At 73.1% G+C, this 25086-nt stretch carries 21 protein-coding genes; 13 read left to right on the top strand and 8 right to left on the bottom strand.

Going from position 1 to position 25086, the window contains the following annotated elements; translation table 11 throughout:
* Nucleotides 1-57: 57 nt before the first annotated feature.
* Together FHS38_RS14705 and FHS38_RS14700 are read right to left on the bottom strand one after the other, a co-directional pair.
* Nucleotides 58-969 carry a TIGR03619 family F420-dependent LLM class oxidoreductase gene (locus FHS38_RS14705; protein WP_184734177.1) on the bottom strand — a complete coding sequence of 304 codons (912 nt, stop codon included), beginning with the start codon at nucleotides 967-969 and terminating at the stop codon, nucleotides 58-60.
* Between the two features lie 76 nt (nucleotides 970-1045).
* Complete coding sequence (locus FHS38_RS14700) at nucleotides 1046-2275, bottom strand: amidohydrolase family protein (protein WP_184733969.1); 1230 nt, start codon at nucleotides 2273-2275, stop codon at nucleotides 1046-1048.
* 122 nt (nucleotides 2276-2397) lie between these two features.
* On the opposite strand from FHS38_RS14700, the gene afsR reads away from it, so the two are divergent.
* From afsR to FHS38_RS14685, 3 genes are all read left to right on the top strand, one after another.
* Nucleotides 2398-5361, top strand: a complete 2964-nt coding sequence (afsR, locus tag FHS38_RS14695) for an SARP-family global regulator AfsR (protein WP_466984019.1) — start codon at nucleotides 2398-2400, stop codon at nucleotides 5359-5361.
* A gap of 498 nt (nucleotides 5362-5859) precedes the next feature.
* Entirely contained in the window at nucleotides 5860-6021 is a 162-nt protein-coding gene (locus FHS38_RS14690; protein WP_184733967.1) for a hypothetical protein, read from the top strand.
* 408 nt (nucleotides 6022-6429) lie between these two features.
* The gene (locus FHS38_RS14685) at nucleotides 6430-6648 is read left to right on the top strand and encodes a hypothetical protein (RefSeq protein WP_184733966.1); all 219 of its coding nucleotides are present in this window, start codon (nucleotides 6430-6432) and stop codon (nucleotides 6646-6648) included.
* 364 nt (nucleotides 6649-7012) lie between these two features.
* Here the strand turns inward: FHS38_RS14685 and FHS38_RS14680 are convergent, their stop codons facing one another.
* A complete protein-coding gene (locus tag FHS38_RS14680; RefSeq protein ID WP_184733965.1) occupies nucleotides 7013-8692 on the bottom strand; it encodes a FadD3 family acyl-CoA ligase in 1680 nt (559 codons plus the stop codon).
* A 153-nt stretch (nucleotides 8693-8845) separates the two neighbouring features.
* On the opposite strand from FHS38_RS14680, the gene FHS38_RS14675 reads away from it, so the two are divergent.
* The 4 genes from FHS38_RS14675 (at nucleotide 8846) to FHS38_RS14660 (ending at nucleotide 11910) form a co-directional block, all read left to right on the top strand.
* The gene (locus tag FHS38_RS14675; protein ID WP_184733964.1) at nucleotides 8846-9997 is read left to right on the top strand and encodes a lipid-transfer protein; all 1152 of its coding nucleotides are present in this window, start codon (nucleotides 8846-8848) and stop codon (nucleotides 9995-9997) included.
* A 6-nt stretch (nucleotides 9998-10003) separates the two neighbouring features.
* Nucleotides 10004-10468: a Zn-ribbon domain-containing OB-fold protein gene (locus FHS38_RS14670; RefSeq protein WP_184733963.1), complete on the top strand. Its 465-nt coding sequence runs from the start codon at nucleotides 10004-10006 to the stop codon at nucleotides 10466-10468.
* On the top strand, nucleotides 10465-11232 hold the full coding sequence (locus tag FHS38_RS14665; RefSeq protein WP_184733962.1) for an enoyl-CoA hydratase/isomerase family protein: 768 nt from the start codon (nucleotides 10465-10467) through the stop codon (nucleotides 11230-11232). The genes FHS38_RS14670 and FHS38_RS14665 overlap by 4 nt, the downstream gene beginning before the upstream one ends.
* A gap of 63 nt (nucleotides 11233-11295) precedes the next feature.
* On the top strand, nucleotides 11296-11910 hold the full coding sequence (locus FHS38_RS14660; RefSeq protein WP_184733961.1) for a hypothetical protein: 615 nt from the start codon (nucleotides 11296-11298) through the stop codon (nucleotides 11908-11910).
* A 113-nt stretch (nucleotides 11911-12023) separates the two neighbouring features.
* Here FHS38_RS14660 and afsK read toward each other — a convergent pair whose 3' ends face one another.
* Both afsK and kbpA read right to left on the bottom strand, forming a co-directional pair.
* Nucleotides 12024-14573 (bottom strand): protein serine/threonine kinase AfsK, encoded by a 2550-nt coding sequence (gene afsK, locus FHS38_RS14655; RefSeq protein ID WP_184733960.1) that lies wholly within the window; start codon nucleotides 14571-14573, stop codon nucleotides 12024-12026.
* Between the two features lie 233 nt (nucleotides 14574-14806).
* Nucleotides 14807-15610 (bottom strand): AfsK-binding protein KbpA, encoded by an 804-nt coding sequence (gene kbpA / locus FHS38_RS14650; RefSeq protein WP_184733959.1) that lies wholly within the window; start codon nucleotides 15608-15610, stop codon nucleotides 14807-14809.
* Between the two features lie 282 nt (nucleotides 15611-15892).
* On the opposite strand from kbpA, the gene FHS38_RS14645 reads away from it, so the two are divergent.
* Nucleotides 15893-16540 (top strand): TetR family transcriptional regulator, encoded by a 648-nt coding sequence (locus FHS38_RS14645; protein ID WP_184733958.1) that lies wholly within the window; start codon nucleotides 15893-15895, stop codon nucleotides 16538-16540.
* 129 nt (nucleotides 16541-16669) lie between these two features.
* On the opposite strand, the gene FHS38_RS14640 is transcribed toward FHS38_RS14645, so the two are convergent.
* Together FHS38_RS14640 and FHS38_RS14635 are read right to left on the bottom strand one after the other, a co-directional pair.
* Nucleotides 16670-17116 carry a nitroreductase family deazaflavin-dependent oxidoreductase gene (locus FHS38_RS14640; RefSeq protein ID WP_184734176.1) on the bottom strand — a complete coding sequence of 149 codons (447 nt, stop codon included), beginning with the start codon at nucleotides 17114-17116 and terminating at the stop codon, nucleotides 16670-16672.
* A gap of 29 nt (nucleotides 17117-17145) precedes the next feature.
* The gene (locus FHS38_RS14635) at nucleotides 17146-18462 is read right to left on the bottom strand and encodes an acyl-CoA dehydrogenase family protein (protein ID WP_184733957.1); all 1317 of its coding nucleotides are present in this window, start codon (nucleotides 18460-18462) and stop codon (nucleotides 17146-17148) included.
* 88 nt (nucleotides 18463-18550) lie between these two features.
* Between FHS38_RS14635 and FHS38_RS14630 the strand changes: the two genes are divergently transcribed.
* Together FHS38_RS14630 and FHS38_RS14625 are read left to right on the top strand one after the other, a co-directional pair.
* The gene (locus tag FHS38_RS14630; protein ID WP_184733956.1) at nucleotides 18551-19723 is read left to right on the top strand and encodes a thiolase C-terminal domain-containing protein; all 1173 of its coding nucleotides are present in this window, start codon (nucleotides 18551-18553) and stop codon (nucleotides 19721-19723) included.
* A 103-nt stretch (nucleotides 19724-19826) separates the two neighbouring features.
* Entirely contained in the window at nucleotides 19827-20522 is a 696-nt protein-coding gene (locus tag FHS38_RS14625; protein ID WP_184733955.1) for a pyridoxine/pyridoxamine 5'-phosphate oxidase, read from the top strand.
* Nucleotides 20523-20531: 9 nt separating this feature from the next.
* Here the strand turns inward: FHS38_RS14625 and FHS38_RS14620 are convergent, their stop codons facing one another.
* Nucleotides 20532-20972, bottom strand: a complete 441-nt coding sequence (locus FHS38_RS14620; RefSeq protein ID WP_184733954.1) for a Zn-ribbon domain-containing OB-fold protein — start codon at nucleotides 20970-20972, stop codon at nucleotides 20532-20534.
* A 109-nt stretch (nucleotides 20973-21081) separates the two neighbouring features.
* Here FHS38_RS14620 and FHS38_RS14615 point away from each other — a divergent pair, with 109 nt between their 5' ends.
* From FHS38_RS14615 to FHS38_RS14605, 3 genes are all read left to right on the top strand, one after another.
* On the top strand, nucleotides 21082-23307 hold the full coding sequence (locus tag FHS38_RS14615; RefSeq protein ID WP_184733953.1) for an acetate--CoA ligase family protein: 2226 nt from the start codon (nucleotides 21082-21084) through the stop codon (nucleotides 23305-23307).
* Nucleotides 23308-23365: 58 nt separating this feature from the next.
* Complete coding sequence (locus FHS38_RS14610; protein ID WP_184733952.1) at nucleotides 23366-24298, top strand: enoyl-CoA hydratase/isomerase family protein; 933 nt, start codon at nucleotides 23366-23368, stop codon at nucleotides 24296-24298.
* A gap of 74 nt (nucleotides 24299-24372) precedes the next feature.
* Entirely contained in the window at nucleotides 24373-25008 is a 636-nt protein-coding gene (locus FHS38_RS14605; protein WP_229822472.1) for a flavin reductase family protein, read from the top strand.
* Nucleotides 25009-25086: the final 78 nt, after the last annotated feature.

Below are 25086 nucleotides of genomic sequence, written 5' to 3'. Positions count from 1 at the left end.
CCGCGCAGCGGAGGTGTCCACGCCACGGCCCGGCAGGGCCAGCGCGCCGGACACGCCCTAGTCGTCGAGGTGCGGGGCCACGGCATCCGCGAAGCCCGCCATCTGGTCGAGGAGTTCGGGCAGGTCCCGGCAGCGGAACCGCACCTGGATCTGGTCGGCGCCGATCGCCCGGTAGGCGCGCAGCGACTCCGCGAGAGCCTCCGGCTCCCCGGTCAGCGTGCGCGGGCCGGTGTCCCAGCCGGGCGCGCCCACGTACAGCGGCTCGGTGATGGCTCCGATCGCGAAGGGCCCGTCCTTCCCCGCTTCCGCGCGCAGCCGCCGCAGCCGGGCCACCTGATGGGGCAGTTGCTCGCGGCGGTCGCCCTGCGACAGCCAGCCGTCGCCCCTGAGCGCCGCCCTGCGCAGGGCGGGGGGAGAGGAGCCGCCCACCCACAGCGGCGGCCGGGGCGTCCGCACCGGCCGCGGGGCCTGCCCGAGGCCGCGGAAGGAGAACCGCTCGCCGTGGAACTCGGGGAACTCCCCCGGGCCCAGCGCCGCCTTCAGCGCGTCGATCGTCTCGTCCAGGACCGCCCCGCGCCGCCCGAAGTCCGCGCCCAGCGCCGCGAACTCCTCCTCGACGTGACCCGCACCGACCCCGAGGACCAGCCGCCCTCCCGAGAGCCGGTCCACCGTCGCGTACTGCTTCGCGGTGACCAGCGGGTGCCGCAGCCCGGCGACGGCCACATGGCTCATCAGCAGGGTCCGCTCGGTGACGGCGGCGAGGAAGGCGAGGGTGGCCACGGGGTCGTACCAGACGGTGCCCATGGTGGCCGCGAGCCGTGCGGGGACGGCCACGTGGTCGCAGGTCGCGAGGTAGGCGAAACCGAGCCGGTCGGCGGCCCGGGCGATCTCCAGCAGCTCGGCGGGCCCGGCGGCGGCCTCCCAGGGCTCGGCGTAGAGGGTGCTCTGCGACTGGACGGGCAGCTGCATGCCGTACGCCAGCCGGTCCGGCGGCAGGACGCGCAGTCCGTGGCGGCGGCCGGGCCCGCCGCCCGGCAGCGCCGTGTCAGGCACGGCCCGCTCCCGCCCACAGGCCCTCCGGGGTGAGCCCCAGCAGGTCGATCGCGTTGCCCCGCACGATGCGCTCGACGACCTCGGGCGCCAGGTGCCCCATCTGCTCCTCGCCGATCTCCTTCGACCTGGGCCAGGTGGAGTCGGAGTGCGGGTAGTCGGTCTCGTACAGCACGTTCCCGGCCCCGATGGCGTCGAGGTTGCGCAGACCGAAGGCGTCGTCGAAGAAGCAGCCGTACACGTGCTCGGCGAACAGCTCGGACGGCGGGCGGAGCACCTTCTCGGCGACGCCTCCCCAGCCCCGGTTCTCCTCCCAGACCACGTCCGCGCGCTCGAGGATGTACGGGATCCAGCCGATCTGGCCCTCGGCGTACATGATCCTGAGGTGCGGGAAACGGTCGAACTTCCCCGACATCAGCCAGTCGGTCATCGAGAAGCAGCAGTTGGCGAAGGTGATGGTCGAACCCACCGCGGGCGGCGCGTCGGCGGAGGTGGACGGCATGCGCGAGGAGGATCCGATGTGCATGGCGATGACGGTCCCGGTCTCGTCGCAGGCGCGCAGGAAGGGGTCCCAGTCGTCGGTGTGGACGGACGGCAGCCCCAGGTGCGGCGGTATCTCGGAGAAACAGACGGCCCGCACCCCGCGCGCGGCGTTGCGGCGCACCTCCTCGGCGGCCAGCTCCGCGTCCCACAGCGGTACGAGCGTGAGCGGGATCAGCCGGCCGTGCGCCTGGGGGCCGCACCACTCCTCGACCATCCAGTCGTTGTAGGCCCGTACGCCCAGCAGCCCCAGTTCGCGGTCGCGCGCCTCGGTGAAGGTTTGCCCGCAAAAGCGCGGAAAGGTAGGGAAACAGAGCGCCGATTGCACGTGGTTGACGTCCATGTCGGCCAGCCGCTCCGGCACGCTGTAGGAGCCCGGCCGCATCTGCTCGTAGGTGATTCCTTCGAGCTTGATGTCATCCCTGGAGTATCCGACGGCGGTATCAAGCCGTGTGAGAGGACGGTGCAAATCCTCATAGACCCACCAGTCCGCCACCGGTCCGTCGTCCCCGGGGGCGCCCATCTTCGGCGCGAACCTGCCGCCCACGAAGGTCAGCTCCTTCATCGGCGCCCGCACGATCCGGGGTCCGACGTCGTGGAATTTCGTCGGAAGTCGGTCCCGCCAGACGTTGGGGGGCTCGACCGTGTGGTCGTCCACCGAGATTATCTTCGGGAAGCTCTCCATGGCCGACACGTTAGCGCTGAACTGACGACCCGTCAGCTATGTGGTGAGGTGGTCCTTGGCAGGCCTTGTGGAGAGGCCGGACCCCTGCTGACGTAGAGGCCCCGAACAAGGCAGACTGGCCGGTGCGACCGAGCAGGACACAGGGGGTCACGATGGCCGGCGACACAGGGCACGGGCAGCAGCTGCGCTTCACCGTGCTCGGGCCCGTCCGCGCCTGGCGCGGCGACGAACTGCTGCACAGCGGCTCACCCCAGCAGCGGGCGCTCCTCGCGGCGCTGCTGCTGCGCGGCGGCCGCACCGCCACCGCGCCCGAACTGGTCGACGCCCTCTGGGGCGAGGAACCCCCGCACGCCGCCCTCGCCGCCCTGCGGACGTACGCCTCCCGGCTGCGCAAGGCCTTCGGACCCGACGCCGACGCCCTGGTCAGCGAGTCCGGCGGCTACGCGATACGCGTGGGCGCCGGCGGCCTCGACATCGACACCGCCGAGCAGCTCGCCGCCGAAGCCGAGAAGGCCCGCGCCGCCGGCGACCGCTGCGGCGCCCGCCGGCTCATCAACGACGCGCTCGACGTCTGGGACGGCGAGCCGCTCGCGGGCCTGTCCGGCCCGTACGCCGACACCCAGCGCACCCGGCTGGAGGAGTGGCGCCTCACCCTGCTGGAGACCCGCCTCGACCTGGACCTCGAGGTCGGCTGCCACGCCGAGGCCGTCTCCGAGCTGACCGCCCTGACCGCCGCGCACCCGCTGCGCGAGCGGCTGCGCGAGCTACTGATGCTCGCCCTCTACCGCAGCGGCCGCCAGGCCGAGGCCCTCGCGGTCTACGCCGACACCCGTCGGCTGCTCGCCGACGAGCTGGGCGTCGACCCCTGCGCCGAGCTCTCCGAACTCCAGCAGCGCATCCTCCAGGCCGACACCGACCTCAACATCCACTTCACCGCGGAGGACCGCCCCACCGCCGGGCCCACCTTCGTCCGCCCCGCCCAGCTCCCGGCGACCGTCTCCGACTTCACCGGCCGCACCGCGTTCGTCCACGAGCTGAGCGACCAGCTCGCCACCGCCGAGGGCCGGGTCATGGCGGTCTCCGCGGTCGCGGGCATCGGCGGCGTCGGCAAGACGACGCTGGCGGTGCACGTCGCCCACGCCGCCCGCCACCACTTCCCGGACGGGCAGCTGTACGTGGACCTCCAGGGCACCGGGCCCGTGGTCGCCGAGCCGGAGGCCGTGCTGGGCTCCTTCCTGCGGGCCCTCGGAATCCCCGACTCCGCTATTCCGGACGGCGTCGAGGAGCGCTCCGCGCTCTTCCGCTCCACCCTCGACGGACGCCGGGTGCTGGCCCTGCTGGACAACGCCCGCGACGCCGCCCAGGTCCGCCCGCTGCTGCCCGGCACCGAAGGCTGCGCGGCGCTGGTCACCAGCCGCAGCCGCATGGTCGACCTCGCCGGCGCCCACCTCGTCGACCTCGACGTGATGAGCCCCGAGGAAGCACTCGTCCTCTTCACCCGCATCGTCGGCACGGAGCGCGTGGGCGCCGAGCGCGACGCCGCCATGGACGTCGTCGCCGCCTGCGGCTTCCTGCCGCTCGCCATCCGCATCGCCGCCTCCCGGCTGGCCGCCCGCCGCACCTGGACCGTCTCCGTCCTGGCCCGCAAGCTCGGCGACGAGCGCCGCCGGCTGGACGAGCTCCGGGCCGGCGACCTCGCGGTCAAGGCCACCTTCGAGCTCGGCTACGGCCAGCTGGAGCCCGCCCAGGCCCGCGCCTTCCGCCTCCTCGGCCTCGCCGACGGCCCCGACATCTCCCTCGCCGCCGCGGCCGCCGTACTCGACCTCGACCCCGACGCCACCGAGGAACTGCTGGAATCGCTGGTCGACACCTCGCTCCTCGAATCCGCGGCTCCGGGCCGCTACCGCTACCACGACCTCCTGCGCCTCTACGCGCGTGCATGCGCCGAGCGCGACGAGCAGCCGCCCGCCGAACGGGACGCCGCGATGTCCCGCCTGCTGGACTTCTACCTGGCCACGGCGGCCGGCGTGTACGTCCTCGAGCGCCCCGGCGACCAGCTCCTCGCCCACCTCACGCCCACCACGCACCCGGGCCTGACGTTCACGGACCGGGGAGCGGCGAGCGACTGGCTCTTCGCCGAGGCCGGCTGCCTGCTCGCCTGCGTACGGCAGCACGCGAACACCGCCGGCCTCACCCTGCGCCGCGCCGTCGACCTGCTCCTCGCGGCGAAGGACCTCGCCGAGTCGGGCGCCGACTCCCGTCAGTACGAGCAGGCCGCGACGGACCTGCTGGCCGCCACCCAGGCCGCGGGCGACGGGCGGGCGGAAGGGCGCGCGCGGACCGTGCTCACCCATGTGCACAGCCTGGCGGGCCGGTTCGACCAGGCCGACGAACAGGCCCGGCACGCCGTACTGCTCGGCCGCGCCTGCGGCGACCCCATTCCCAGCTGCTACGCCTCGAACAACCGCGGCATCATCGCCATCTACCAGCACCGCCACCAGGACGCCGAGGCCTACATCGGCCAGGCCCTCGACGCGTTCCGCGCCGACGGCAACCGCCCCGGCGAGGCCAGCGCGCTCAGCAACCTCTCCCGGACGCACCTGGACATGGGCCGCATCCAGTCCGCGGTCAGCCTCGCCGAGCAGGCGCTCGCCATCTACCGCGAGATCAACGTCTCCTGGCGGCACGCCAACGGCCTCTACGCCTACGGCGTGGCCCTGACCCGCGCCGGGCGGTACGACGAGGCCCTCGCGCAGCTCACCGAGGCACTGCCGGTCTTCCGGGACAACCGGCAGCGGCTGTGGGAGGGCATGACGCTCTTCCGGATGGCCGAGCTGTACTTCGCCGTCCGCAAGCCCGCCCAGGCGGCGGCCCACGCGGAGCAGGCCCTGGCGCAGCTGCGCGGCATCGGCGGGGAGTGGCGGCGCGGCAACGTCCTGACCGTCCTCGGCCGCTGCCTCGACTCCCTGGGCCAGCCGGGCCGCGCCCACGCCTGCTGGGCGGAGGCACTGGCCATCTTCGAGCAGCTCGGTTCGTCGGAAGCGGCGGACGTACGGGGGTTATTGGCCCCGGCGGCGGCCGCCTAGGGGCTGTCCGGCGGATCTCGGTGGGTCGGCAAGCGGCGTCCGGTGCGTGCGCACGGCCGACGGCGCGAGGCGCCCCGGGTGCGCCGGGGGAGCCGCCGGGTAGGACGTCCGCCCGCGGAGCCGCCCCGGCCGCATGTGAGGGTTTCGCGGCGGACAGGGCGCGTTTCGGGGGCGTATCGGGGGCACGACGCCTGGTTTTCGGGGGCTTGGCGGTGCCGTTTCCGCCCGTGCCGCAGCCGGTTCCGAGGCCTTCCCCAGCCGCACAACCCCCGCCAAAACCCTGTCACGTGGCCGTTCATCGATCGTTTATCGCGGCCCGTCAGTCTTATCCATGTCGATCCGTCGCGTCGGGGGGCAGGCGGGTCGTAGGTGAGGCCTCACCTCTAGGGTGAACAGCCCTAACATGCCCGTCCGGCGGTCCTCGGGGGAGTCGCCGGGCGGGTTACGCAATCCCCATCACACCACACGACTCGCACTGACCAACGGGAGTTGATCGCCATGAGCGACGACAAGAAGAAGACGCTCAAGCCCGTCATAGCCACACCGCAGGACGACCACGCCACCGGCGGCACGCTCGCCGCGCCGATGGACGACCACGCGACGGGTAAGCCGCCGTTCGTGGTGCAGGACGACCACGCCACGACCGAGAAGCCTTTCTGATCGAGCGCGACTGATCGGTCGTGGGTCCCGACCCGGGGGGGCATGCGGAACTCCCGACCGATCAGCAGTCCCTCCCGGTGGAGCACGGGGGAACACGGGGGATCGAGGTCCACCGGGGGGACTCGCAACGGGGGACCGACAGGGGCCGGCGTCGACGGCACGGAGGGGGAGCCGTCGACGCGGGCCCCTGCGGCGTTGTCGCCCACGGCGTACGGGCGAAGTGAGCCGGTGCCCATCGCACCGCCCACGCCCGTACGCCGCAAAGCCACGATCTCGTGGGTCCCCCGCTGCGGCGCACGGCCCAACGCGCCCGGACCCGCTGCTTTCCGGCCCAAAACCGCGTATGCCCGCTTCCCCGCCGATACGTTCACTGAGAAGTGCACAGCCACCCCCAGCAGAGGAGTCACCATGACGCGCACCATGACCCGCACCAAGAAGGCCCTCGCCATATTCGCCCTCGCGGCGGTCGGCGTGGCCGTCGCCGCCCTGCCGGCCGCGGCCGACGACCACACCACCTCCCAGGAACGCGGTGTGCTGGCCCTGCAGTCGCCGGCGGGCAACGGTCCGCAGGACGACCACACCACCGGTGGCGCCGACGACCACACCACCGACGTCCGACTGGGCTGACGCGCGCCCACGCCGATCCGGCACGGCCCCGCCCGGCCCGGTTCCGGCCTGCCCGGCCCGGCCCGATCGAGCCCGGTCCGGCGGGCGCGTGAAGCGCCCGGCATCGGCGAAGGGTTGCGCTCCGCGGGAGGCGCGGCCGGTCGTGAACATCGCGGCTCCGCACGGTCGGCACAGGGACCGGACGGGGTACGTCCACCCGACCGCGCCCTCCCCGCCCGACACCGGGGCGAGTGCCGCCACAGGCGCCCCGGCCAGGCTCCCTCCCGTCGACGGGCACCCTGATGGCCGCCTTCGGCGGGCCCCGTCGGCGGACACCGATCGGCGGACACCCGTCGGCGGGCAGCGAAATCAGGCCACACGTTCCCTACGCACCCGTGCCCGGGGCGTCCGGCGCGTGCGCCGGACCCGCGGCCTGGCCACGCTCCCGCAACTGCCTCTTGAGGACCTTCCCGGAGGCGTTCCGCGGTAGCTCGGCGACGAATTCGACCTCGCGCGGAACCTTGTAGTTGGCCATCTGCCGACGGGCCCAGGCGATCAGCGCACCGGCCGTGAGGCCCTCCCCGGCCGCGGCATCCGCCGCCCGCTCCCGTCGCACCGCGAACGCCTTGCCCACCTCGCCGAGGCGCGCGTCGGGGACTCCCACGACGGCGACTTCCGCGATCTGCGGATGCCGGGCCAACGACTGCTCGACCTCCGCGGGATACACGTTGAAGCCGCCGACGATGAACATGTCCTTGAGCCGGTCGGTGACCCGGAGATTGCCCCCGTCGTCCAGGACGCCGATGTCGCCGGTGTGCAGCCAGCCTCCGGGGTCGACGGCCCGGGCGGTGGCCTCCGGGTCCTCGAAGTAACCGCGCATGACCTGGTATCCCCGCACGAGGATCTCGCCGGGCTCGCCGGGCGGGAGGCCCGCACCGTCGGGCCCCACCACCTTGACCTCGGTGTCCGGGATGGCCCGGCCCGACGTCCGGGCGACGACCTCGGCCGGGTCGCCACGTCGGCACATCGTCACCACGCCGGTCGCCTCGCTCATGCCGTAGGCCGTCAGCACGGTCGCGATCCTCAACTCGGCACGCAACCGGTCGACCAGGCGGCGGGGCACGACGGCCGCTCCCGTCACCACCAGCCGCAGGGACGACAGGTCGTGCGCCGACCGGGCCGGATGGTCGAGCAGTGACTGGTGCAGTGTGGGCGGACCGGGCAGCACGGAGATGCGCTCGGCCGCGATGTTGGCCAGCACCGTGTCCGCCGTGAAGACCGGCTGCGGGACCATCGTCACGCCGCGCATGAGGCCGGCGATGATGCCCGCCTTGTAGCCGAAGGTGTGGAAGAAGGGGTTGACGATCAGATAGCGGTCCCCTTCCGCCAGCCCGGCCAGCTCGCTCCAGACGCCGAAGGTCCGCAGCGTCTGCGCATGGGTGACGACCGCGCCCTTGGGCTCGCCCGTGGTGCCGGAGGTGAAGATGATGTCGGAGGGTTCCCCCGGCCCGATGGCGTCGGCCCGGGCGCGTACGACCGAACCGGGTATCGCCCCGCCGGCGGCGAGAAACTCCTTCCACGTACGGAAATCGGCCGGCGCGTCCTCGGCCAGGACGACGACATCGCGCAGATGAGGGAGACCGGACAGCGGGCCGCCCTTTCCGCCCTCCGCCGCGCCACCGGTGGCGGCGCGCAGTGCGGCGACGTACGAGGTGCCGAGGAAGGTGCCGGTGACGAACAGCAGCCGGGCGCGCGTGCGCGCCAGCACCTGAGCCGCCTCGGCGCCCTTGAAGCGCGTGTTGACGGGGACGAGGACCGCACCGGCCGTGACGGCACCGAGGGCGGAGACGATCCAGTCCAGGGTGTTGGGGGCCCAGATCGCGACGCGGTCGCCCCGCTCGACCCCGGCGGCGAGGCACGCGGCGGCGGCCCGCTCGACGCGCTCTCCGAGCTGCCGGTAGCTGAGCCGGGTCCTGCCCTCGACCACGGCCTCCCGGTCGGCGTACCGCTGGGCGGCGGTACGGACCAGCAGGGGTATGGAGGTGAATTCCAGGTCGCCGCGCATCGCACACCCTCCCCCGCACCCGGCCGGGGCGGCCCCTCGGGCGGGCAGCGACCCGACCGGCCGGGCACCCGGCCCCATAGCTGACTCGTCGTCAGATTAGCGATAGCCTTCCGCGCTGTCAGCAGTGTGCACACCGACAGCACGGAGGTGGCGATGGCGGCAACGCTCAAGGACGCTACTGCGATCGTCGGCATAGGACAGACCCCCTTCGCCCGGCAACTCCCCGCTTCGGAAAAGACCTTGGCCTGCCGGGCGATCCTCGCCGCGCTCGACGACGCGGGCATCCCGCCCTCCGAGGTCGACGCCTTCGCCTCCTACACGATGGAGGAGACCGACGAGGTCGAGATCGCCAAGGCCATCGGGGCGGGCGACGTCACCTTCTTCTCCCAGGTCGGCTACGGAGGCGGCGGCTCCTGCGCGACCATCGCGCATCTGGCCCTGGCCGTCGCCACCGGACAGGCGACCGTCGGCGTCGCCTGGCGCTCCCGCAAGCGCGGCTCCGGCCCCAGACCGTGGCGGAACACCCGGACCCAGCTCCCCACCCCGGGCCAGTGGACCCGGCCGTACGGGCTGCTGAGACCCGCCGACGAGATCGCGATGCTCGCCCGCCGCTATATGCACGAGTACGGCGCCACCCGCGACCATCTCTTCAACGTCGCACTGGCCTGCCGCAACCGCGCCAACCAGAACCCCGCGGCGATGATGTACGAGCGACCGCTGACCCGCGAGATGTACATGGACTCGCGCTGGATCAGCGAGCCGCTGTGCCTTTTCGACAACTGTCTGGAGACGGACGGCGCCCTGGCCTGCGTGGTCGTCTCCGCGCGACGCGCCAGCGACTGCCGCCGTCGCCCCGTGTACGTCCATGCCGTGGCCCAGGGCCTGCCCGCCCAGCACCACGGCATGGTCAACTACTGGACGGACGACCCGCTGACCGGCCCCTCCTGGACCGCCGCCCGGCACCTGTGGAAGAACGCCGACTTCGGCCCGCAAGGCGTGGACGTCGCGCAGATCTACGACGCCTTCACCCCGCTCATACCGCTCTCCCTGGAGGGCTACGGCTTCTGCGGACGCGGAGAGGGCGCGGCCTTCAGTGAGGGCGGTGCGCTCGAGATCGGCGGCCGACTCCCGATCAACACGGCGGGCGGCGGACTCAGCGAGGCCTACGTCCACGGCTTCAACCTCATCAACGAGGGCGTCCGACAACTCCGCGGCAGCTCCACCGCGCAGGTCCCCGACGCCACGACGTGCCTGGTCACGGCGGGCGAGGGCGTCCCCACTTCGGCACTTCTGCTGAGGAGTTGAGTGCTCATGTCCTCCATCATGAGGGGCACCACCGACAACGGGCCGCTGCTGCCCGTGCCGGACGAGGACGGCGCGCCCTTCTGGGAGTTCGCCGCCCGCGGTGAGCTGGGCGTCCAGTTCTGCGCCGGGTGCCACGAACCGCGTTTCCCGCCCCGCCCCTGCTGCCCGCGCTGCCAGTCCTTCGACAGCGAGTGGCGTGCGACGAGCGGCCGTGGCCGCATCTGGTCGTTCGTCCGGCCCCACCCGCCCCTGCTGCCCGCCTACGCCGACCAGGCCCCGTACAACGTCATCGTCGTCGAGCTGGCCGACGACCCGCGCATCCGCCTCGTGGGCAATCTGGTGGCCGCCCCCGATGCGGCGCTCGACTCCGTCGACCCGGCCCGGCTGCGCATCGGCGCCCCCGTCGTCGTCGCCTTCACCGAGCTGGCGGAGGGCGTCACCGTGCCCCGCTGGCTGCTGGAGCGCCCATGACGGTGCGCACGGAGGCCGCCGGGGACGGCGTCACCCTCGTGACCCTCGACCGGCCCGAGCGGCACAACGCGATCGACCTCGCGACGGCCGACCGGCTCCACGCCCTGTGGCGCGACCTCCGCCGCGACGACACCGTGCGGGCGGTCGTGCTCACCGGGGCCGGAGAGCGCGCGTTCTGCACGGGCCTCGACCGCGCGGTCGACGTCCCGCAGCCCGCCTCCCCGTACTGCCTGGACGACCCGCTCCTGACCGTCGGTCCCAAGGCCGCCGACCTGTGGAAGCCGGTCGTCGCCGCGGTCGGGGGCATGGCCTGCGGCGGGGCGTTCTATCTGCTCGGCGAGGCCGAGTTCGTCGTGGCGTCGGAGAACGCCACGTTCTTCGACCCGCACACCTCGTACGGCATGGTCAGCGCCTACGAATCGCTCTACATGGCCCAGCGCATGCCCTTCGGCGAAGCGGCCCGGCTGGCGCTGATGGGCACCGCGGAGCGGCTCTCCGCGCGCCGCGCGTACGAGATCGGTCTGGTCTCCGAACTGACCCCGCCGGGCGAGGCCGTCGCCGCGGCCCTGCGCGCCGCCGCCGTCATCGCCTCCTACCCGACCGAGGCGGTGCAGGGCACCGTGCGGGCCTTGTGGGCGGCGAAGGAGGCTGCACGCGAACGGGCGCTCGCCCTGGCACCGCATTTGATCTCCCTGGGCAATCTGCCGCCGGACCGCCAGGCGGGGCTCTTCGCCGCCCGTGACCGGGAGTACCGCCTGCGCTGAGCGGCGGACGGTCACGGGCGGCCGCGGATGGCGGGCGCCGGGGCGCGGACGTAGCGTCGTGTCATGGCGACGTTGCGCAACGCGATCGGTTCCCTGGTGGCGCTCGCCGGCGTGGTGGCCATTGTCTGGAGCCCCTTCCGCCCCTGGTACGGCGACCGGCGGGGCAAGGACTACCTCGTCGTGGACCTCTTCCGCGCCGACGGTGTCACCGGGGACCACGCCCGGTTGGCCGGCTCGCTCTTCGCACCGATGCTGATCACGGCAATCGTGACGCTGATGGGGCTGGTGCTGCGGTCACGGCTGCTCGTCGGCCTGACGGGCCTGGTGGTCCTCGGCCTCACGGTGCTGTGGGCCGTCCGGCAGGGCCAGGCGGCGGGCTCCCTCACGGTCGGGGCGCGGGGCGAAGGGCTGAACACCGGCGTGGCCGCGGCCGCCGCCGGCGGTGCCGTGCTGCTCCTGGCCGCCGTCGTCATGCCCCGCCGCCGTCCCCGGCACTCCCACGCCTTCGCGCCCGCCCCGACTCCCGAGCCGCCGCCCGGCGCGTACGACCCGTACGGCCCGTACAGCGCGCCGGGCCCCTACGACGACCCGCAGGAGCCCTACGACACCCAGCCTCTCCCCTACCCCCCGCCGACCACCCCGCCTCCATGGCCCTCACCGCCTCCCGACACCCGATGACGACCTGGCGGCGGGCGCGCGGCGGGCCGACGGCGGGCGCGGCGGGCCACAGGCCGGATCGCCCCCGCCCGTGGCCTGCCCGTGGCCCTGCCCCGGCCGACGAGGTCAGCGGCTCAGCGGCGGGACAGACCCGTGCCCTTGGCCGCGTCCAGGGCGTAGACACAGCGGTCCTTGCTGCACGCGTAGACCACGCCGCCCGTCGCCACCGGTGAGCCCGTGATCTCGCCGCCCGTCGCCAGCTTCCAGCGGAGCTGCCCGCCCGCCGCGTCGACCGTGTACAGACAGTGGTCGGCGGAACCGAAGTGGACCCGGCCGTCGGCGACGACCGGGGCACCCACGACGTCGCCGCCGGCGGCGAAGCGCCACTTGGGCGTGCCGGTGACGGCGTCCAGGGTGTAGAGCGCCCCGCCGCTGCCCAGGTGCACGGAGCCGGCCGCCACGAGCACCGGCTCCGTCGACTGGCGGGCCTCCGTCGCGATGCGCCAGCGGTCCCGGCCGGTCGCCGCGTCCAAGGCGTACACGGTGCCCAGATAGTCGGCGATGTAGACACCGCCGCCCGTCACCGCGGGCCCGGGCGCGAAGGCGGGCGGGCTGAGGAAGACCGCCGGCGCCTCGAACCGCCAGCGCACGTCACCGCGGGCCACGTCGATCGCGAGCACGCGCGTACCGGCCGCGACGTACACGACCCCGTCCGGAGCCGCCAGCAAGCGCACCGGCACGCCACCGCACGAGGCGGCGTCGCCGATCGGGTACGACCAGCGCTCCGCGCCCGTACGGGCCTCGAGCGCCTTCAGGCGGGCGTCGGCCCACACGTACACCGTGCCGTCCTGCACGAACGGCCCGCAGTCGGGCGTCTCGAAGTCGGTCTGGAGACCGCCCGCCTCCCACAGCAATTCGCCGTTGGCGGCTTCCCACGCCTGCACGCCACCGCCGCGCGTACCGGTGACGATCGTCCCGCGGTCGGCCTTGAGGGAGTAGACCCAGCCGTCCGTCGCCAGCCGCCAGTGCTCGGCGCCGTCGGTGGCGTCCAGCGCGTACAGCGTCGGCCCGTCCGAGGCGTGGATGCGGCCGTCCGCGACGGCCATCGCCCAGGCGACGTCCCGGGTCTTGAACTGCCGCCGACCGCTGGCCACATCGAGGGCGTGCACCTCGAAGGACGTGACGTACAGCAGGTCGCCGGCGACCGTCGGGGTGCCCCAGACGTCGTTGGACATCCGGAACCGCCAGGGGCGCCAACGCCCCGGCTCGCCCTGGGTGTTGGCACCGGTGTCCGGCGTGGGCGCCGGGTTCTGCACGGGCACGGCGGCGGGGGCCCCGGCCGGGGGACGCACCCAGCCCGTCGCGGGCCCGGTGCCCGTCCGGGCGTGCGACTCGCCCGCGCCCGCGACCCGGGGGCCGGGGCCGATCGGCACCTGCGAGCCCGGGAGCCGTACGGCGCCGTCGGGGGCGGACACGACGGGCGCGGCGGCATGCCGGCCCTGCGCGCCGACCGGTCCGGTGGCGGCGGCCACGTGCGGACCGCCCAGGCCACCGCGCGGGTCACGCGCGCCGACCATGCCGGACCGGCCGGAGCCGGCACCGACGGCACCGGCGCCCGCCGCGTGTCCCTCGCCCCAGCCCGGGCCGCTCCTCGCGTGCCCGCCCTGCGGGTCGTACGACGCGGCGGGCCCGGGCGCCGGGGTCGGCGGCTGCGGAGGCCGCGGCGGGGCACTGGGACGGCTCCTGGCACCGCCCCTGGCCCCCGCGCCCGCCGCCGCGGGCCGGTGCCCGGCCCGGCGCTGCTCGATCAGGGAGACGGCGTTGTCCGGCAGCCATGCGGACGCGGTGCCGCTGTCGTCGCCCCCGCCGGAGGCGAAGAGGTGCGGGGCCAGCTGTGACTGGAGGTCCGCGGGGCTCGGCCGGTGCTCGGCCGTCATCTGCATGCACGAGTCGATGAGCGGCCGCAGCTCGTCCGGCAGGCCGCCGAGGTCGGGGCCCTCGCGGAGCAGCATGAAGACGGTCTCCACCGGGTTCGCGCCGTGGAAGGGCGCGTGCCCGGTCGCCGCGAAGACCAGCGTCGAGCCCAGCGAGAAGATGTCGCTGGCGCCCGTCACGCTCCGGGAGTCCCGTGCCTGCTCGGGTGACATGTACGCGGGGGTGCCGACCGCCACGTTGGTCATCGTCAGCCGGGTGTTGGACACCCCGGAGGCGATGCCGAAGTCGATGACCCGCGGCCCGTCCTCCACGACCAGCACGTTCGACGGCTTGAGGTCGCGGTGCACGAGCCCCGCGCCGTGGATGGACTGGAGCGCCTCCGCGATACCGGCCGCCAGCCACCGCACCGCCTGGGCCGGGAGCGGCCCGCACTCATTGATTATTTCCTCGAGCGAGGGCGCGGGCACATACGCGGTGGCCAGCCATGGCACGGCCGCCCGTGGGTCGGCGTCGACGACGGCGGCGGTGTAGAAGCCACTGACCGCGCGGGCCGCCTCCACCTCACGGGTGAAACGCACCCGGAAGAGCTGGTCCTCCGCGAGCTCCGTGCGCACCGTCTTGATCGCGACCCGTCGGCCGGACGCCGAGCGGGCGAGATAGACCAGCCCCATGCCGCCGGCACCGAGTCGGCCGAGCACCTCGAACGGGCCGATCCGTCTCGGGTCGTGCTGCGTAAGCTGCTCCACCACTGGCCTGCCACCTCCCCGTGGGGGCTTGAAGGGTTCCAGCCCCGTGCAGCGCATCACCGCGAATTATCCCGGGGTACGCAACCTGATTCTTCCTGGCGAAGGCCACGGTTGCGAACCCGGGGCACGCTTCGTCGTGTCTCCACCACATGCGGAACGGCCCGTCCCGCACCCCTCCCCGTCGTCTCGGCCGCTCCCGTTCCCGCTCTTCGCACCGGCCCGTGGGCCCCGCTCCGCTAACCCTGCCGCACCCGCGCGAGGTCGATGACGGCGAAGCTCGCGCCTTGGTCGTCGGCCAGCACGGCGAAGCGTCCGTAGGGCGTGTCCTGCGGCTCGCGCAGTATCCGCCCGCCCAGGCCGACCGCCGCGTGCGCCGCCGCGTCGCAACCGTCGACCACGAAGTACGTCAGGAAGTGCGCGGGCATCTCCGCCGGGAAGCTGTCGTCGAGGACGGCCCGGCCCCCCACAGCATGCTCCGGCGTGGCCGGTTTCCCGGCGGGTGTCCATATGGCGAACTCCATGCCCGCCTCTTCGCTCACATCCGTCGATTCGAAGCCGAAGACCGCTTCGTAGAAGGCGTCGACCGCCTTCGGGTCGCGGGTGTACACCTCGGTCCAGCCGTAGGAACCGGGTTCGCCGCGCAGCTCGAAGCCTCGGTGGCTGCCCGCCTGCCAGACACCGAAGACCGCGCCGTCGGGGTCCGCTGCCACCACCATCCGGCCGAAGTCGGCGATGCCCATGGGCCCGACGATGATCCGGCCGCCCGCGGCCTCGATCCGGCCGGCCGTGGCCACCGCGTCGGACGAGGCGAAGTAGACGCCCCAGGCCGTCGGCATCCGGCCGTCGGTCTTGGGCACCAGGGCCGCGGCCTTCCTGCCGTCGCGGGAGGCCTGCGTGTAGTACCCGAATCGGGCGGTGCCGACGTCGAAGGTCCAGCCGAGGAGCTCACCGTAGAAGCGCTTGCCCGCTTCGAGGTCCGGCAGTGTGACGTCCGCCCAGCACGGCATGCCTTCCGAGAATTCATCCGAGTCCGTGCTCATGGGTCGGCTCCTTCCATGCCCGTTCCCGAGGTGTTACGACTGCCACGCTATAGGGGGATCATGGATCCCGCGCGGCCTGTGGATAACGGCGGGGCAGTGCCGCTCGACGGCGTTGTCCACAGCCTGTTGATAAGAGGATTCACCGGTACGGGCCAATCCGCTCCGACCTCCCTCGCGGCCCCCGCAACCCCCCTGATCAGGGGGTACACCCGGTCTCACACCCCCGCCCCCATTTGCATGCGGCCGAATCGCGCTCCGATCACCCCTCGGTAAGCTGACGGCATGACAGGACAAGTACGCACCGTCGACGGCCGGGTGGCCGGACGACGCGGACAGGCGACGCGGCAGAAGCTGCTCGACTGCCTCAGCGAAATGCTCAGCTCCTCGCCCTATCGCGACGTCAAGGTCATCGACGTCGCCCGCAAGGCAGGGACTTCTCCCGCGACCTTCTACCAGTACTTCCCCGACGTCGAGGGCGCCGTCCTCGAGATCGCCGAGGAGATGGCGAAGGAAGGCGCGACCCTCACCGAACTCGTCGCCGGGCGTTCCTGGGTCGGCAAGTCGGGCTGGCAGGCCGCCGAAGAACTCGTCGACGGCTTCCTCGGCTTCTGGCGCAAGCACGACGCCATCCTGCGCGTCGTCGATCTGGGAGCGGCCGAAGGCGACAAGCGGTTCTACAAGATCCGCATGAAGATCCTCAACGCCGTCACCAACTCCCTGACGGACTCGGTCAAGGAACTCCAGTCCAAGGGCAAGGTGGACAAGGACGTCAGCCCGGCGGCCGTCGCCGGTTCGCTCGTCGCGATGCTCGCCGCGGTGGCCTCGCACCAGAAGGGCTTCCAGAGTTGGGGTGTGAAGCAGGCCGAACTCAAGCCGAACCTCGCCCTGCTCGTCCACCTCGGCATCACGGGCAAGAAGCCGACCAAGTAGCGCCGTAGCGCGCCTCGCACGTCCTGTCATCGCAGCGGCGGGCCACCCGGGCTCGGCCCCAGGCGGCCCGCCGCGGCGCAATCCGACAGGGGACGTCGTCTCCCGCGCACCGCTCACGATGTCGCGCGGCTACCTCCATTCCAGCCGGAAGAGCCGGATCTCCCGCTCCACACGCGCCTGATAGCGCGCGTACGGAGGCCAGAACTTCACCACCGCCGCCCACGCGGCCTCCCGCTCCGCCCCGCGCAACAGCCGCGCCCGTACGGCGATGTCCCGCCCCCTCCAGCTGATCTCCGCGTCCGGGTGCGCCAGAAGGTTCGCCGTCCAGTCGGGATGCCCGGGACGGCCGAAGTTGCTGCCGACCAGGATCCAGCCGCGGGGACCGTCTCCCTCGGGCATGCAGGCGAGCGGCGTCCGCCGGGCCAGCCCGCTTTTCGCACCCCTGGCCGTCAGCAGGAGGCTCGGCAGCATCCGGGCGCTGAGCAGTATTTTCCCGCCGGTCAGCCGGTGCAGGGTCCGATCGAGCGCCGGCACGAAGTGCGGTGCGACCCGGGCGAACGCGCGGGTCGAGGACATCTTCTGCACGAAGCGTTCCACTGCGGCCGTCACAGGGCCACCGCTTCCCGGCCCGTACCCGCGCCAAACAGCCCCGCCGCCTCCGCCGCGCGCTCCCGCAGCCGGTGCACGGGGCCGAAGAGCAGCTCGTCCGATGCGGCCCGCTTGAAGTGCAGCTGCACATCGTGTTCCCAGGTCACGCCGATACCTCCATGCAGTTGGACGGCTTCTCCCGCCACGATCCGTGCCGTTTCCAGCGCTTGGGCCAGCGCGAGCCCGGCGGCGACCCGCGCGCTCTCGTGCCCCGGTGGCGGGACGGCCGCGGCCGAAACCTGGGGCCGCAGTCCCTCGCCCCGCCCGGGGGCGGCCTCGGCATCCGGGTCGCGGCCCACGGCCCATGCGGCGTAGTACGCGGCCGAGCGTGCCGCCTGCACCGCCACGTAAAGGTCCGCCAGCCGGTGCTTGACCGCCTGGAACGACCCGATCGGCCTGCCGAACTGTTCCCGCACGCGCGCGTACTCCACCGTCCGTTCCAGCGCCCTTTCCGCCGCCCCCACCGCTTCGGCCGCCACCACGGCCGCCACGCGCTCACCCACGGCGGTCAGGGCGCCGCACACGTCGTCGGCGAGGGCGGGGGCGGAGTCCGGGTCCGCGCCCAGCAGCTCGGCCTCCGTGTCCCGCAGCTCGATCCGGGCCTGCGGCCGGGTCTCGTCCAAGGCGGTCTGCCGCGTACGGACCACGCCACGCGCTTCCTGCGGCCGCACGGCGAACAGCAGGGTGCGGCTGCGCGCGTACCCGCCGGCGTGTGCCGCGACGAGCAGCAGGCCGGCACAGTGACCGTCGAGGACCTGGCGGGCCTCGCCGTACAGCCGCCAGCTCCGGCCGCCCTCCACCGGCCGCCCCTGCACCCCGCCCGCCCGGCCGCCACCGGACCATGCGCCGTCGTTCGGCCCGGTGAGCCCGAGGGCCGCCGGCAGGGTGCAGCCCGGGACCGCGAGTGCCGCCGTCAGCTCCCCGGCCGCGAGCCGCGGCAGCAGCTCCGCACGCTGCCGGGGCGTGCCCAGGGCTGCAACCAGGGGCGCCGCCAGGCCCGCTGTGGCCAGCAGTGGCGAGGGCAGCAGCGCCCGGCCGGTCTCCTCACTCGCCAGCGCCAGATCGGTAGGGCCGCACCCCACTCCCCCGTACCGCCGCTCCACCGCCAACCCGGGCAGCCCCAGCTGCTCCGCGAGGCGACGCCACAGACTCCGGTCGTAGCCGATCTCGGTGCGGACCGCGGCCTTGACGTCGTCCGGGCCACAGTGTTTGAGCAGCAGTTCACGCAGAGTGCGCCTGATCTGGTGCTGCTCCTCGCTCAGCGAGGCGTCCATCGGCGAGCTCCTCCCCTGACTGACGGGGCGTCATGGTAGAGAGGCCAACCGCACTTTCACAGCCCTTTTCTGATGTACCGTCAGATTCATGAGTCCCGGACCCCGCAAGGTCGCCGTCGTCGGCGTCGCCCTCTCGGACTGTGGCCGCGTCGACACGGCCACGCCCTACGCCCTGCACGCCCAGGCCGCCCGCCGCGCCCTGGCCGACTCGGGTCTCGACAAGGAGGTCGTCGACGGCCTCGCCTCGGCCGGGCTCGGCACGCTCGCCCCCCTGGAGGTCGGCGAGTACCTGGGGCTGCGGCCCACCTGGGTGGACTCGACCGGCGTCGGGGGCTCGACCTGGGAGGTCATGGCCGCCCACGCGGCCGACGCGATCGCGGCGGGCCACGCGAACGCGGTGCTCCTGGTCTACGGCTCCACCGCCCGCGCCGACCTCAAGGCGGGCCGCCGCAGAGCGAACCTCTCCTTCGGCACACGGGGGCCCGCGCAGTTCGAGATGCCGTACGGGCACACGCTCGTCGCCAAGTACGCGATGGCGGCCCGCCGCCACATGCACCAGTACGGCACCACGCTCGAGCAGTTTGCCGACGTCGCCGTTCAAACCCGCGCCAATGCCGCCCACAACCCCCAGGCCATGTACCGCGATCCGATCACGGTCGACGACGTCCTCGGCGGACCGTTGATCGCCGACCCCTTCACCAAACTCCACTGCTGCATACGGTCGGACGGCGGCTGCGCGGTGTTGCTGGCGGCACAGGAGTACGTGGCGGACACGGCGAAGCCTCCGGCGTGGGTACTGGGCGCCGGTACGGCGGTCTCCCATACGACGATGTCCGAGTGGGCCGACTTCACGGTGTCCCCGGCGGCCGTCTCGGGACGGCGGGCGTTCGAGCGGGCGGGAGTCACCCCCCAGGACATCGAGGTGGCGGAGCTGTACGACGCCTTCACCTACATGACGCTCGTGACGCTGGAGGACCTCGGTTTCTGCGCGAAGGGCGAGGGCGGCGCCTTCGTGGAGGGCGGGCGGCTGCTGATCGGCGGCGAGCTGCCGGTCAATACGGACGGTGGCGGCCTTTCCGCCTGTCACCCCGGCATGCGCGGTCTGTTCCTGCTGGTCGAGGCCGTACGGCAGCTGCGCGGCGAGGTGGAGGCAGGCCGCCAGGTGCGCAAGGACGGCGGGCGGCTCCCCCGGCTCGCCGTCGCCTCGGGGACGGGCGGCTGGTTCTGCTCGTCGGGCACCGTGGTGCTGGGCCGGGACTGACGAGTCCCGGGTCCGCCCGCCGAGTCCCGGGGCCGCCCGCCGAGACGCGTGTCCGCCGCACGGGCGACGAGAGATGCGGGGCGCGGGGAGTTAGATGGGGCTCATGAGCAGTCATTCGGACGACAACCGGCACGACAACCGGCAGGAGTCCTTCCGGGAGCTCCTCCGCTCCCTGCGCGTATGGGACACCGAACTCCCCCGGTTCGACCCCGGCTCCGCACCCGCCGATCCCCTGCCCCTCTTCCAGCAGTGGCTGCGTGCGGCGGCCGAGGCGGGCGCCCCCGAGCCGCACACCATGTCCCTCGCCACGGCGGACGCGGACGGGCGGCCGTCCGTACGGACCCTGATGCTGCACGACGCGGACGAGCGGGGCTGGCACTTCGCCACCCACCGGACCAGCCACAAGGGGCAGGACCTCGCGGTACGGCCCCAGGCGGCGCTGGGCTTCTACTGGGCGGCGGTCGGCCGGCAGGTCCGTGTGCGGGGCACCGTGACGGCGGCGAGCGCGGCGGAGAGCCGGGCCGATCTGGCCAAGCGGTCGACGGGCGCCCTGGCCGCCGCTCTGGTGGGACACCAGAGCGAGGCCCTGGCCTCCCTCTCGGACCTGGCACGGGCCTCGGACGCGGCGTGGGAGCGGGCCCGCCGGGAGCCCGACGCACCTGCCGACAGTTGGACGCTGTACGTGCTCGAAGCCGAGGAGGTGGAGTTCTTCCAAGGAGACGAGCAACGCCGGCACGTCCGCCTCGCATACCGCCGCACCGAGGACGGCTCCTGGGCCAGGGAACTCCTCTGGCCCTGAGAGACCACGTCAGTACGGGCCGAACACCGGCACCGACACAGCGGGGTCACCGCACGCACGGAAGCGGACCCGCAGGCGCATGCCGATGCCCAGCCCGGCCTCCGGGCAGTCGACGACCTCCGTCATCATGCGCGGCCCTTCGGCGAGGTCCACCACGGCGGCGACATAGGGAAGTCGTTCGCCGAAGGGCGGCAGGTCGTTCCGATGGACGACGGACCAGGTGTACAGCGTGGCGCGGCCACTCGCCTCCTCCCACTCGACGTCCTCGCCCCAGCAGTACGGGCAGAACTCACGCGGGTAGTGGTGCGGGCGGGCGCACCCCACGGTGCGGCAGCGGCGTATCAGCAGCCGCCCTTCGGCGGCCGCTTCCCAGTAGGGGCGGGTGAAGTCGTCGATCTCGGGCACGTCGAAACGTGGCGTCGCACCGGAGGGGCGAGGCGTCGCGCTCAAAGGGGCACCCTCCCTTATTGCCGCGGCAACACCATTCCTGACGGTCCATCAGATGAGTAGCCTGACTATACGTCAGCCTATCGGTCATGGACAGGAGTGGGCGAGAACGATGCTTGGATCGACTCACGGCACCCTCACCACCACCTCCCGCACCGCCCGCGTGGTGGCCTGCGGTGAGCGTCCCCGCCCCGCCGTCCACGGCCTGGCCGACGCCGCCCAGGACGTGGACGTCAGCGGCCGGCCACTGCAGTCGGCCGTACCCGACCTGGACCGGTTCTTCCGCCCCGAGACCGTGGCCGTCATCGGCGCCTCGGACGCCGAGGGCCGCCCGAACACCGGGATCACCCGACAGCTCATCGCCTGGTCCGAGCGCGTCGGCGCCCGCGTCCACCCCGTGCATCCCACGCGCAAGAGCGTCTTCGGCCTCACCTGCCATCCGTCCATCGGTGCGGTGCCCGAGCAGATCGACCTCGCCGTCCTGCTCGTCGGCGACCCCACGCCCCTCATCGGGGAACTCTCCGCTGCCGAGGTCACCTTCGCCGTGGCCTTCGCCTCCGGCTTCGCCGAGACCGGGCCCGAGGGCGCCGCCGCCCAGGCCCGGCTCACCGCCGCCGTCCGGGCGTCCGGGATCCGGCTGCTCGGACCGAACACCAACCTCAACGCCTTCGAGCGCTTCCGCACCGACCTCGACGGCCCGGCCATCGCGCTGATCACCCAGTCAGGCCACCAGGGCCGCCCCGTCTTCGCCCTCCAGGAGCTCGGAATCCGACTCTCGCACTGGGCCCCGACGGGCAACGAAGCGGATCTGGAGTGCGCCGACTTCATCTCCTACTTCGCCACCCGGCCCGAGGTCGGGGCCATCGCCGCGTATGTGGAAGGGATCAAGGACGGCCGCGCCTTCCTCCTCGCCGCCGACCGCGCGGCCCGCCACCGGGTGCCCGTCGTCGCCGTCAAGGTCGGCCGCACCGAGACCGGTGCCCGCACGGCCGCCTCCCACACCGGCAAGCTGACCGGCGCGGACGAGGTGGTGGACGCGGCCATGCGGCAGTTCGGCGTGATCCGCGTCGACGGACTCGACGAACTCCAGGACACGTCGGCCCTGCTCGCCCGCGCCCGTCCGCCCCGGTCCACCGGTGTCGCCGTCTATTCGATCTCCGGCGGCACGGGGGCCCATTTCGCCGACCTGGCCACGGCGGCCGGCCTGGAGCTCCCCACCCTCTCCGCCGGGAAGCAGCGCGAGCTCCACGAGTGGATACCGGAGTACCTGAGCGTCGCGAACCCCATCGACAACGGCGGCCATCCCGTCGGGGACTGGCGCGGCCGTCGGATCATCGACGCCATCCTCGCCGACCCGTCCGTCGGCGTCCTCGTCTGTCCGATCACCGGCCCCTTCCCGCCCATGAGCGACCGGCTCGCACGGGACCTGGTGGCCGCGGCGGAGGAGACGGACAAACCGGTGTGCGTGGTGTGGGGCTCGCCCGTGGGCACCGAGGACGCCTACCGCACCACCCTGCTCGGGTCCTCCCGCGTCGCCACCTTCCGCACCTTCTCCAACTGCGTCACCGCCGTCCGCGCCTATCTCGACCACCACCGCTTCGCCGCCGACTACCGCTCCCCGTTCGACGACGCTCCGCGCACGCTGTCCCCCTCGGCACGCAAGGCACAGGCGCTCATGCGCCCGGGCGAGCAGCTCAGCGAGCACGCGGCGAAACAGCTGCTGCGGGCATACGGCATACGCGTCCCCCGCGAACAGCTGGTGACCAGCGCAGCGGCGGCCGTACGCGCGGCCGCCCAGGTCGGCTACCCCGTCGTGATGAAGGCCTCGGGTCCGCAGCTCACCCACAAGACCGAACTCGGCCTCGTCAAGATCGGCCTGACGTCCGCCAGCCAGGTGCGCGATGCCTATCGCGAGCTGACCGACATCGCCCGCTACGAAGGGCTGCCCTTGGACGGCATCCTGGTCTGCCAACTCGTCGGGCGCGGTGTCGAGATGATCCTCGGCATCACGCCCGACAGCAGTTTCGGCCCCACCGTGACGGCCGGCCTGGGCGGGGTGCTCGTGGAGGCCCTGCACGACACGGCCGTACGCGTCCCGCCCTTCGGCGAGGGCGACGCGCGCGCGATGCTCGGCGAACTGCGGGGCCACGCCCTGCTCAGCGGCGTCCGAGGGGCTCCCCCGGCCGATGTCGACGCACTCGTCGAGACCGTCCTGCGCGTGCAGCGCATGGCGCTGGAGCTGGGCGACACCCTCGCCGAGCTGGAGATCAATCCACTGCTGGTGCTGGAGCGGGGCCAGGGCGCGGTGGCCCTCGACGCGCTCGCCTTCTGCCGCTGAGCGCTCGGCCTCCGCCGCCGAACCGCGCCCGACCGCCCGCAGGACAAGGAGTTCCCCCATGACCGTCTCCCCCCGTGAGACACCTGTTGAGCCCTCCGGCGTCACCGGGCCCGTCACCCCGACCACACGGCCCGGGTCCGGAAAACCCGTTGCCGGGTCCACCGAATCCGCCGGGGGCACCGAACCCGCTGAATCCGTTGACTCATTGGTACTGCACACCACTGACAACGGCGTCGCCTCGATCACCCTCAATCGGCCCGGCGTACTCAACGCCATCTCCCCTGACCAGCGCGAACGTCTCATTTCACTGCTCGATCAGGACTCCGCCGACCCCGGCGTCCGAGCCGTGGTCATCACCGCCACAGGCAAGGGCTTCTGCGCGGGCGCCGATCTGCGTGCCACCTCCGTGGCCACCCCCGCCGAGCGCGTGCCGGGCGACGTGGCCCGCACCATCCGGCGCGGGGCGCAGCGGCTGATCAGCGCGGTGCTGGACTGCGAGAAGCCCGTGGTCGCCGCCGTGAACGGCACTGCCGCGGGACTCGGCGCGCATCTCGCGCTGGCCTGCGATCTGGTGCTGGCGGCCGAGTCCGCGCGGTTCATCGAGGTGTTCGTACGGCGTGGCCTGGTGCCCGACGGCGGCGGGGCGTATCTGTTGCCGCGCCTGGTCGGACCGCAGCGGGCCAAGGAGCTGCTGTTCTTCGGCGACGCCCTCACCGCCCTCGACGCGGAGCGTCTGGGGCTGGTCAACCGGGTGGTGCCGGAGACGGAGCTCGCCGCGGCGGCCAGGTCCTGGGCCGAGCGGCTGGCGGCCGGTCCGACGCGGACGCTCGCGCTGACGAAGCAGCTGGTCAACGCCTCCCTCGACGGTGACCGTGCGGCCGCGTTCGCGGCCGAGGCCGCCGCTCAGGAGATCAATATGACGACGGCGGACGCGATCGAGGGCGTGGCGAGTTTCGCGGAGCGCCGCAGCCCCGCGTACCGGGGGCGGTAGGGGGGGGAGGCCACAGGCACGCTCGGCCCGTCAGGACGCTTCCTATCTGATAGACCATCAGATTCAATGGGTCCATGATGGGACACGCGGGGATGGCCGCCGCGGCCGTGCGCTATCTGCGATCGACGGGGTCACCGACCTCCGCCGGGCGGCCTGTCGATCCCCTGCCCCGGCCGGAGCTGCGGGCCGTACGGGCTGACGAACGTCTTCCGCCGACACCGGACGAGTTCCGGCGCGTCCTCGGCCATTTCGCCAGCGGCGTCACGGTCGTCACCGCGCCGGGTGCGGACGGGGAACCGCCGGCCGGCTTCGCCTGCCAGTCCTTCTCGTCACTGTCCCTCGACCCGCCGCTGGTGGTGTTCATGGTCGCCCGGACGTCCACGACCTGGCCGCGCATCGCCAGGGCGGGGGTCTTCTGCGTCAACGTCCTCGGGGCCGGGCAGGGAGGGCTCTGCCGGTCCTTCGCGATCAGCGGCTCGCGCGCGGCCGACAAATTCGCGGGTGTGCCTCACGAACCGTCGCCCGTGACCGGGTCGCCTTGGCTCACGGACGTACCCGCTTGGGTCGACTGCGTGATCCACGCCGTGCACACGGGCGGGGACCACCTCATCGTCGTCGGACGCGTCGAGGCACTCGGGACGGACGAGGGGGCGGCGGCCGCGGGGCCGCTGCTGTTCCATCGGGGCACGTTCGGCACGTTCAGCCCCTGAACCCGAGGTTCCGGAACCACTGCCGCCGGCCGGCCGTCGCTGGGGGCGCATCCGCCCTCCCCGCACCTCCCGGCCCGC

Source organism: Streptomyces netropsis (assembly GCF_014203545.1).
Taxonomy (GTDB): Bacteria; Actinomycetota; Actinomycetes; order Streptomycetales; family Streptomycetaceae; genus Streptomyces; species Streptomyces netropsis.
The sequence above is the reverse complement of the archived record's forward strand: the minus strand, read 5'-3'. Positions and strand labels throughout refer to the sequence as shown.